At 52.3% G+C, this 1,343-nt stretch carries 1 rRNA gene; it reads right to left on the bottom strand.

Annotation, left to right across the window (positions count from 1 at the left end):
- Positions 1–4 precede the first annotated feature (4 nt).
- Positions 5–1,343, bottom strand: a 23S ribosomal RNA gene (locus G600_RS0113055); the annotation flags it as partial.

The raw sequence follows: 1,343 nt of genomic DNA, 5'->3' as shown, positions 1-1,343 counted from the left end.
TTACTTGGTTAAGCCCTCGACCTATTAGTACAAATCAGCTCCACATGTCACCACGCTTCCACCTTTTGCCTATCAACCTCGTCGTCTTCAAGGGGTCTTACTACATTCGTATGGGATATCTCATCTTGAGGGGGGCTTCACGCTTAGATGCCTTCAGCGTTTATCCCGTCCCGACTTGGCTACTCGGCCATGCACTTGGTAATGCAACCGATACACCAGAGGTCAGTCCACCCCGGTCCTCTCGTACTAAGGGCAGCTCCTCTCAAATATCCTACGCCCACGCCGGATAGGGACCGAACTGTCTCACGACGTTCTGAACCCAGCTCGCGTACCGCTTTAATGGGCGAACAGCCCAACCCTTGGGACCTACTACAGCCCCAGGATGCGATGAGCCGACATCGAGGTGCCAAACCACTCCGTCGATGTGAACTCTTGGGAGTGATAAGCCTGTTATCCCCAGGGTAGCTTTTATCCGTTGAGCGATGGCAATCCCACTTTCATACCACCGGATCACTAAGTCCTACTTTCGTACCTGCTCCACCCGTCGGTGTCGCAGTCAAGCTCCCTTCTGCCTTTGCGCTCTTCGAATGGTTTCCAACCATTCTGAGGGAACCTTTGAGCGCCTCCGATACCCTTTCGGAGGCGACCGCCCCAGTCAAACTCCCCACCAGACATTGTCCCCCGGCTGGATAACAGCCGCAGGTTAGAAACCCAGTACTGCAGGGGTGGTATCCCAACATCGGCTCATACGCTACTGGCGTAACGTAATCTTAGCCTCCCACCTATCCTGTACATGCAATACCGAATCCCAGTATCAAGCTAGAGTAAAGCTCCATGGGGTCTTTCCGTCCTGGCGCAGGTAACCAGCATCTTCACTGGTATTTCAATTTCACCGGGTGCATTGTCGAGACAGTGCCCAAATCATTACGCCTTTCGTGCGGGTCGGAACTTACCCGACAAGGAATTTCGCTACCTTAGGACCGTTATAGTTACGGCCGCCGTTTACTGGGGCTTAAATTCAATGCTTCGATTGCTCTAACATCTCCTCTTAACCTTCCAGCACCGGGCAGGCGTCAGCCCATATACTTCACCTTTCGGTTTCGCATAGACCTGTGTTTTTGCTAAACAGTTGCTTGGGCCAATTCTCTGCGGCTCTTATTTCTAAGAGCACCCCTTCTCCCGAAGTTACGGGGTCATTTTGCCGAGTTCCTTAACAATGCTTCTCCCGCCGGCCTTAGGATTCTCTCCTCATCCACCTGTGTCGGTTTACGGTACGGGTACATTAAACACAATAGCGGCTTTTCTTGACAGCTGGCTCACATACTTCGCTACTTTTGTTCGCT

The sequence above is a fragment of the Lachnospira multipara ATCC 19207 genome (assembly GCF_000424105.1).
Lineage (GTDB): Bacteria > Bacillota > Clostridia > Lachnospirales > Lachnospiraceae > Lachnospira > Lachnospira multipara.
The sequence above is the reverse complement of the archived record's forward strand: the minus strand, read 5'-3'. Positions and strand labels throughout refer to the sequence as shown.